This is a genomic window from Thioclava sp. UBA3469 (genome assembly GCF_002378135.1).
Lineage (GTDB): Bacteria > Pseudomonadota > Alphaproteobacteria > Rhodobacterales > Rhodobacteraceae > Thioclava > Thioclava sediminum.
In genome coordinates this window covers 1-7586 of the sequence record NZ_DFRG01000080.1, presented here as the reverse complement: position 1 = coordinate 7586, position 7586 = coordinate 1, and the positions used below count along the sequence as shown (strand labels likewise).

The 7586-nt window shown below is 63.4% G+C and carries 7 protein-coding genes and 1 pseudogene; 3 read left to right on the top strand and 5 right to left on the bottom strand.

The features are described 5' to 3' along the window. The 5 genes and pseudogenes from B3D39_RS06900 to B3D39_RS06880 form a co-directional block, all read right to left on the bottom strand. A pseudogene (locus tag B3D39_RS06900) lies at nt 1-132 on the bottom strand (ABC transporter ATP-binding protein); the annotation flags it as partial. Next, nucleotides 125-1096, bottom strand: coding sequence for a branched-chain amino acid ABC transporter permease (locus B3D39_RS06895; RefSeq protein ID WP_274961995.1), 972 nt, complete (start codon nt 1094-1096; stop codon nt 125-127). The gene B3D39_RS06895 and the pseudogene B3D39_RS06900, both read right to left, overlap by 8 nt. A 3-nt stretch (nt 1097-1099) precedes the next feature. Continuing rightward, the gene (locus tag B3D39_RS06890; protein WP_274961994.1) at nt 1100-1954 is read right to left on the bottom strand and encodes a branched-chain amino acid ABC transporter permease; all 855 of its coding nucleotides are present in this window, start codon (nt 1952-1954) and stop codon (nt 1100-1102) included. A gap of 92 nt (nt 1955-2046) precedes the next feature. Further along, nucleotides 2047-3201, bottom strand: coding sequence for an ABC transporter substrate-binding protein (locus B3D39_RS06885; protein ID WP_274961993.1), 1155 nt, complete (start codon nt 3199-3201; stop codon nt 2047-2049). Nucleotides 3202-3759: 558 nt separating this feature from the next. Continuing rightward, a complete protein-coding gene (locus B3D39_RS06880; RefSeq protein WP_274961992.1) occupies nt 3760-4512 on the bottom strand; it encodes a GntR family transcriptional regulator in 753 nt (250 codons plus the stop codon). 65 nt (nt 4513-4577) lie between these two features. Between B3D39_RS06880 and B3D39_RS06875 the strand changes: the two genes are divergently transcribed. From B3D39_RS06875 to B3D39_RS06865, 3 genes are all read left to right on the top strand, one after another. Then, on the top strand, nt 4578-5690 hold the full coding sequence (locus B3D39_RS06875; protein ID WP_274961991.1) for a sugar ABC transporter substrate-binding protein: 1113 nt from the start codon (nt 4578-4580) through the stop codon (nt 5688-5690). A gap of 75 nt (nt 5691-5765) precedes the next feature. Beyond that, nucleotides 5766-7337 (top strand): sugar ABC transporter ATP-binding protein, encoded by a 1572-nt coding sequence (locus tag B3D39_RS06870; protein ID WP_274961990.1) that lies wholly within the window; start codon nt 5766-5768, stop codon nt 7335-7337. Then, nucleotides 7334-7586, top strand: a 253-nt coding sequence (locus B3D39_RS06865) for a hypothetical protein (RefSeq protein ID WP_286789543.1), incomplete at its 3' end; no start/stop codon positions are given. The genes B3D39_RS06870 and B3D39_RS06865, both read left to right, overlap by 4 nt.

Sequence of the window (7586 nt, the reverse complement as noted above, 5' to 3'; positions counted from 1 at the left end):
CTTGCCCGCGCCGTTCGGCCCGATGATCGAATGAACGGAGTTCCGCTTCACGCTCAGATCGACGTCGCTCAGCGCATCGAAGGTGCCGTAGCGGACGCCGAGCCCGTGGGTTTGCAGGGCAATATCAGACATCGCCAGCCTCCTTCCGCGTCACCTTGCGGCGTTCGACCAGCGCGTCCCAGCCGCGCTCGACCAGCCCCCAGAGTCCGCGCTGGAAGAATAGCGCGACTGTGACCAACACAAGCCCCAGCAGCAAAAGCCAGCGCGGCCAGATCACAGAGAGCGTATCGGCCAGCAGCAGGTAGAACCCGGCTCCGATGACCGACCCGAAGAGGCTCGTGGAGCCGCCGATGATCGTCATCACGAGGATCATCTCGCTGGTGTGGTAGTTAATGCTCTCAAGCGGTGCGACGCCGATCAGCAGCGCATGCAATGCGCCGCCTAGGGCCGTGATCGCACCCGAGATCGCGAAGGCCTCGATCTTGAAGAGCCGCACCGGGAAGCCGATCGCAGCGGCGCGACCTTCGTTTTCACGGATCGCGAGCAGCGTGCGCCCGAAAGTGGAGCGCGTGACCATCAGCAGCAGCCAGAAGATCACGAGGAAGAACACCGCGACGAAAGTGTAATAGGCCCAAGGCCCGTCGAGCACCTGTCCCATGATCTGCGGGCGGGGCACGCCGAGGAGGCCGTTATCGCCGCCGGTGATGTCGCTGAACGTGTAGGCGAGAAAATAGAACATCTGCGCGAAGGCCAGCGTCAGCATCACGAAATAGACGCCCTGACGACGGATCGTGAACCAGCCGACGACGGTCGCCACCAGCCCGCCCAGCACGACCGCGCCCAGCAGCACGAGCGGGATCGGAACACCCCAGCGCGTTGTCAGAACGCCCGCGACATAGGTGCCGAGCCCGAAGAAGATGCCCTGTCCGAAAGACAGAAGCCCGGTATAGCCCAGTAGTAGGTTACAGGCCGCGACGACCATCGCGTAGATCAGGATCTCGGTCGCGAGGATGCCCGAGCTGAGCACGAATGGCAGGATCAGCACGGTTGCCAGCGCGAGGCAGATCTGCACCTTGGCAGTATCGAGGACATGCATCGCTCAGACCCTCCCCAACAGACCGCGTGGGCGGATCGCGATCACCGCCGCCATCGCGATATAGATGAAGAGCTGTGCGCCCTGTGGCCAGATCGTCGTCATCAGGCTCTGGATGATACCGATCAGCAACCCCGCCACCAACGCGCCGGTATAGCTGCCCATGCCGCCGATCACGACGACGACGAAGGCGACCGAGAGCGCCTCGGCGCCCATGAAGGGTTCGACGCCGCGGATCGGCGCGGCAAGCGCTCCGGCAAGGCCGGCCAGCCCGGCGCCGAAGGCGAAAACGGCGGTGTTTATGCGCATCGTGTTGTAGCCGAGGAGCGCCATGTTCGACGCCGACTCAGAGCCCGCGCGCACAACTGCCCCCAGCCGCGTGCCCTCCAGCAGCCACCACAGCCCCGCGGCCATCACCGCCGTCACGATGATCGTGAACAGCCGGTATTGCGGGTAGATGAAGTTGCCCAGCATCACGACGCCGCCCAGCCCTTCAGGCGTGGGGACGGAGCCGCCGATCGGCCCCCAGATGATGATCGCGAGCTCCTGGAAGACCAACGCGATGCCCACCGTCACGAGGATGTGGAACGTGTGCGGCAGCTTATAGATCCGGTGCAGCAGCAGCGCTTCGATCGCGCCAGCGACGATCGCCACGATCAGTGTCGCCACCGGCAGCGCGATCCAGAAGCTCACGCCCCGCTCGACGAGATCATAGGTCAGATAGGCGCCCAGCAGATAGAAGGCGCCATGGGCGAAATTCACGAATTGCAGCAGGCCGAAGATGATGCTCAGCCCGGCGGCGAGCAGGAAATATAGCATTCCCAGCCCGATGCCGTTGAGGATCTGGAATAGGTAGATCACGGGCACACGCTCCCAGTAAGGCAGTAGAGGGGATCCGCCGGGAGACGGGGGGAGCTCCCGGCGGATCGGCATGGCTACGGTCTGTCGGCTGGTTAGGCCGGCAACTTGCAGCCCGCAGCTTCCGGATCGAGGAAGGACTGGCCGGAATTGATGATCTCGGCGTAGTCGTCCTTGTCCTGCATATCCGCTTTCGCCTTGCCCTTCAGGAGGTAGTAGTTCTTGATCACCTGATGATCGGCGGCGCGGATTTCTTCCGGCCCGGTGAGGCCGTCGTATTTCCGACCTTCGAGCGCCTTGGCCACCTCTGCGCCCTCGGTGCTGCCAGCCTCGGCGGCAGCTTCGAGCAGAAGTTTCGAGATGATGTAGGAGCCCGCCAGCGAATAGTTCGGGTTGTAGCCGTATTTCTCCTGCACGGCTTTCACGAGCGCCTTGTTCGCGGGCGTGTCCGCCTGATGCCAATATTGCGCGCCGAAATAGACGCCCTCGCAGGTATCCGCGCCCAGCTCCTCGAACTGCTCGAGACCCGACGCCCATGCGATGACGATGGTCATACGCTGCTTCATCCCGAAGGAGATTGCCTGACGCAACGTGGCCGAGGATTGCGAGCCGAAGTTCAGCAGCAGAAGAACGTCGGGCTGCGCGGCCATCGCGTTGGTCAGGTAGCCCGAGAATTCCCGTTCGCTCAGCGAATGGTAGCTGTTGCCGACATGCTCGATGCCCTTTTCCTCGAATACGTCCTTGGCGGCGCTCAGAAGCCCTTCGCCGAAGACATATTGCGGGGTGATCGTATACCATTTCTTTGCATCGGGCAGCATGTCGATCAGCGGGCGAACGGTCTCATTGATCGCGCCATAGGTCGGCACCGACCAGCGGAAGGTCGCGATGTTGCAGTCCTTGCCGGTGATCTCGTCAGCACCCGCGGTGGTCATGAAGACGCCACCCGCGCGCTCGGCTTCCTTGCCCATCGCCAGCGAGACTGAGGACAGGATGCCGCCGGCGAACAGCTTCGCGCCGTTCTGCTCGGCCGAGTCCTGCACCTTGCGCACGGCGGTCGCGGGCTTGCCCTCGGTGTCGAGATCGAGCGTGTTCACCTCGATACCCTTCGCCGCAGCGACCTCTTCAGCCGCCAGCTTCGCTCCGATCACGGCGTATTTGCCATTGGCCGCGAATGCGCCTGAGATCGGCACCGGCACGGCGAGCGTGATGGCTTGGCCTTGCGCCAGAACCTGTCCCGACAGCCCGGGCATCGCGAGGGCTCCTGAGGCGAGAGCGGAAGTCGCCAGAAACTTGCGTCTTGTGATCATGGTCTTTCCCTGTCGTGATTTTTTGTATTTCTCATGTTGATCATATCTATACGCATAGATTCAATCACAAACGCGTGAGTCGGCCCGCGATGCGTCAGTCGCAAGTTTTTTCATCAACGCAATAAGGGAATGCGGACGAAAAGACCGAAGCGGAAAGGAGGCCGGTGGACGTCTGCCTGTCCGAGTGTTCGGTGGTCTAAAGGCTGGCGGCGCGTGACGGCCCGTTACGATAGGCGCCCAACGATATTCGTCCCAGCGAGAGCACGCGCCGAGACAGTCCGGTTCTGGTGGTGAGGTCTCAGTCTCGGTGAAAGTGGCTGAGGGTGAGACCATAACCATGGTGCGGAGGCGATAAAGACGCGCGTTTCCATACGCCCCTTTACGGCGCTGTCGCGCCGTCCCGCAATCCAACCGTTCGAGAAAGCTACCTATAGTCTGTCATATAGGTAGCTTTTCCGGGCCGGCGTTGCCCGCTCCGCCCGGCATCGCCGGTCAGTCCGTTCACCCGCGCTCGGCTTCGCTCTCCTTGAGGCTGGCGAGGATGACCTCGTAGGCGCTGTCGATATCCTCGCGCAGGGCTGCGATGGCCGCTGCACTGTCGCCGTCCCGGATCGCTTCGAACAGCCTGCGGTGCTGCTTGTTGGAAACGCGGTAGTGGCCATGACGTTGCAACAGGTGGAACTGCGGATTTATCCGCAGCCAGATATTGCCGATGATCTCGAGGAGCAGGGGGGAACCTGCCTGCCGGTAAATCGTGAAGTGGAAGTCGTAATTCGCATGAATGAATTCGCGCACTTGGCCTGCGGCTTCCGCAGCTTCCATCGCGTAGAGGACTTTCTCCAGTCGGGCGATGAACTCGGGATCGCGGCGCTCGACTGCCCAGGCCACCGCGGTGGTCTCGATCTCCGAGCGGACTTTGCGCAGGTCGGCGAGTTCGTCTGCCCCAAGACGCGGCACGCCGATGGATCGTCCCGACACGATGGTCAGGGCTCCGAGGGCCATAAGCCGGGAAATTGCTTCGCGCACCGGCATCGGACTGACGTCGAGCGCCTTGGCGATGCTGGCGACAGTGATCGACTCGCCGGGAGCGATCTCGCCCTGCAGAATCAGATCGCAAAGCCGCTGATGCACCAGCGTCTGCAGGGTTTCGCGCTTTAGCGGCGTGACGCTTTCGAACATGGTCAGACCTTTCATTTCACGGCCCAAACTACGCCGGCTCGAAAAAGAATAAAACACGTTTTGACTGTTGATCAACGATATCGGATCGTGAATTCCGTGAGGCGACCGGGGAGAGTCGCCGGACATGGGAGGAAGAAATGATGAAACGCTATATCGCGGGCGCCGCCTGCGCCCTTGGTCTCGTGGCTGGAGCCGCCCAGGCGCAGAGCGACGGGCCTTACAAAGTCTATCTTTCGATGAGCTATATCGGGAACGATTGGCAGGCCGAGGCCTCGAACATGGTCAAGGCGCTCGCCGCGTCAAAGGACTACGCCGACAAGGTGGATCTCGAGGTTCAGGTCGCCGGGCCGAACGCCCAGCGCCAGATCCAGCAGATCAACGCGATGGTGCAGGCCGGAGCTGACGCGATCGTCGTCTATCCGATCTCGCCCACCGCGCTGAACAGCGTCGTCAAGAGCGCCTGCTCGCGTGGTGTGACTGTCATCGCCTATGACGCCGAGATCACCGAGCCCTGCGCCTATAACGTGACGATCGACCAAGAGGAGGCCGGTCGAAAGACGGCGGAATGGCTGGTCGACAAGATGGGCGGCAAGGGCGATGTCGTGATGGTGACAGGTGTGCCCGGCACGTCCGTGGATACCGCCCGGACCAAGGCGGCCAAAGAAGTCTTCGCCCAGCATGACGGCATCAATATCGTCGGCGAGGCCGTGGGCATGTGGAGCCAGGCGGTGGCCCGGACTGAACTCAACAAGCTGATGGCCACCCGCGACTGGTCCGATATCAACGGGCTCTGGATGCAGGTGGGCTGCTACACGGCGGATTCCATGCAGCTCGAAGCGGGACGCGATCCTTCCGAGCTGCTGCCCTGTGCAGGTGAGGGATCGAATGGCGGGCGCATCCAAATGCTTCCGGCAGATACAGCGGTCGAAGGGGCGAGCAAGCCCTATGCGCCGATGGGCGCACCCCGGATCTCCTACGCCTCGCCGCCCTATTCCGGCGCGCTAGCCCTGAAGCTCGCGGTCGACAAGCTCGAAGGGAAGGACATCCCGAAGCATACCACCTTGCCGCTGCCCCTCGTCACCAATGAGACCGTGCAGCTTTGCGAGACGGGCAGCTGGGATGAACAGAAGGCGGGGTGCAACGTGTTCCAGCCCTCGATGGTGTCGAACCCCGGCTGGTTCGCCTCGATCTTCTCGGAAGATCTGCCGCAGCTTGGTCTGAACGCCGCGCTCGTCGGCCAGCCCGAGAACTGAGGTCACACGCCCGGCGGCGGGGGCTTCCGCCGCCGGGCGCAGACCGCACCATACATACGCATTCCGGAGAATTGCATGTCACGCATCGCCGATTCAGCGCCTGCGGTGGAAGTTCACGACTTATCGAAGGCCTACGGTCCCACCGTCGCCAATGACAAGGTCAGCTTCTCCGTCGCTCGCGGCCGCGTCCACGCCCTGCTCGGCGAAAACGGCGCCGGCAAGTCGACCACCATGAAACTGCTCTCGGGGCTCGTGCGGCCAGATTCTGGCACGATCCGAATAGCCGGCCGCGACGTCAATTTGCGCAATGCGCGCGATGCCCATGCCGCGGGGATCCAGACCGCCTTCCAGGAGCTGACGCTGGTGCCAGACCTGAGCGTGCTCGACAACATGCTGCTGGGGCGGTCGCGCCGGACGATCATCGGCTCGCTGGACCGCAGCCGTGCGCGGCGCGAGGTGACCGCACATTTCGAAGCGCTGGGCCTCGACGTCGATCTCGATGCGTTGGCCGAGGAGCTGACCCTAGCTGTGCGCCAGAAGATTGAGATCGCCCGCGCCCTCTACCGCCAGCCCGAAATCCTTTTGCTCGACGAGCCGACATCGGCGCTCTCTGGCAGCGATGTCGACTGGCTCGGCCGGATCATCGCGGACGCGGCCGCGCAGGGGATTACCGTGCTGTTCATCTCGCACCGCTTGCCCGAAGTGCGCGCCTTCTGCGACACGCTCACCATCTTGCGCAACGGACGGTCCGTGACCTCGGCGAAGGTCGCGGATGTCAGTGATGCCGAAGTGGTTGAGATGATCGTGGGCCGCTCGGTCGAAAATGCCTTCCCGCCGCGCCGCGCCCCGAAGGAGATCGCGGGGCAGGTCCCGGTTCTCGCCACCCGCGCGCTGTCGGCGGGGCCGAAGCTGCGCAAGGCCGAGATCGCGCTGCACAAGGGGGAAATCCTCGGGATTGCCGGGCTGCAAGGCATGGGGCAGGAGGCGCTGTTCTCCGCCCTTTTCGGACAGGAGCGGTTGCGCGCGGGCCATATCGAGCTGGACGGGACGCCCCTCCATCTGCGCGCCCCGGCCGACGCGCTGCATCCGTCGGTCGCGATCGGGCTCGTGCCCGAGGAACGCAAGACGCAAGGTTTGTTCCTGGAACTCAGCGGGCGGCAGAATGCCAGCCTGCCCGTGCTCTCGCGGTTTCACCGGGGGCCGGTTCTCGATGACGGGGCGGAGGCGCGCGCCGCTGCGGGGGCTTTCGCTGCCGTCGAGGTGGACGAACGCGCGCATTACCTGCCCGCGGGCGCGTTCTCGGGCGGTAATCAGCAGAAGATCGTGTTGGCCAAGTGGCTCGTGGCGCAAAGTCGGATTCTGCTCCTCTTCGATCCGACGCGCGGCATCGATGTCGGGACGAAAGAGCAGATCTATGCGCTGCTGCGCGCCTATACGGATGCAGGCGGATCGGTCCTGCTCCATTCCACCGAAATCCCTGAACTCGTTCATCTGTGCGACCGGGTCGGCGTCCTCTACGAGGGTCGGCTGTCGTGCTGGCTCGAGGGTGAAGAATTGAGCGAGAACGCGATCATGCAGGCCACGCTTGGCGGCGATGCACCGCTGAAGGGACACACGACACATCCGAAACAGGAGGTCCGGGCATGAGTGACCAAAGCCTATCATCCGGGGCCGAGCCGCGGCGCAAGTCCTCCAACTGGCTACGCAGCCTGCGTCACGGACAGGCCGTGATCGTCGCGGCGCTGGTGTTGGCGGGGCTCATGGCGTTGAACGCGGGGCTGAGCCCTTATCCGCTGAGCTATTTCGATATTTCTTTCCTCGCGAGTGGCGGGGCGACCTCCACGATCGCGGCTGCGGGGCAGACACTGGTTATCCTGTCGGGCGGGTTCGACCTGT